We start from the raw sequence: 583 nt of genomic DNA on the forward strand, positions 1-583 counted from the left end.
ACTAGCAGTAGAAAGTAAAAACACAGTTCGGTTGGTAGTCCGAACATAGCGAAGCTATCAGTAACCTGCCTCCTTGGTTGTCCATCTTTCTTAATTAATTTTAAGGAGGATGTTTGATGTCTACTATCAAGTTATCATTAACAATTGTCTATGAACCACCGTTTTACAAAGCTATTTTCGAAAGACGCTTTAATTCCACTTATGAAGTTAGCCAAATTAACTTAGGTCCTTCAGAACCTAAATTAACTTTGATTTACGATCTGGTTATTCATCATTGGAATAGAATTATCTTTTTCAAACAAACTGTTTGTGCTTCGTCTGTTTCTGAACGAAAAATCAATCCTAAGCGTCTTCAAAGGTTAGCTAGAAAGAGTATTCAGTATGGTGTCGGTACTAAAGCACAACAAACACTCCAAAAACAGTTGGAATGTCAAAAAGTAACTCGACAACATAATAGACGTACTAAGAAGATCTTGGATCAAGAAAAAAGATATAAATTGCACCAGGCCAAGAAAATACAAAAACACAAGGGACATTGAGAAGCTAGTATAGAAAACTATGTGTTGCATTTTAGGGCCTATAA

Annotated in this window: 1 protein-coding gene; it reads left to right on the forward strand. The window is 34.8% G+C overall.

Annotated features, from left to right (window positions below; genetic code table 11):
- The first annotated feature begins 116 nt into the window (after nt 1-116).
- Nucleotides 117-539: a YjdF family protein gene (locus FFM78_RS13680; RefSeq protein ID WP_137638920.1), complete on the forward strand. Its 423-nt coding sequence runs from the start codon at nt 117-119 to the stop codon at nt 537-539.
- The last annotated feature ends 44 nt before the right edge of the window (nt 540-583 follow it).

Source organism: Loigolactobacillus binensis (genome assembly GCF_005405165.1).
Lineage (GTDB): Bacteria > Bacillota > Bacilli > Lactobacillales > Lactobacillaceae > Loigolactobacillus > Loigolactobacillus binensis.

Excerpts from the sequence above, each read along its gene's own strand:
- FFM78_RS13680 (WP_137638920.1), top strand. The coding sequence starts at position 117 with ATGTCTACTATCAAGTTATCATTAACAATTGTCTATGAACCACCGTTT.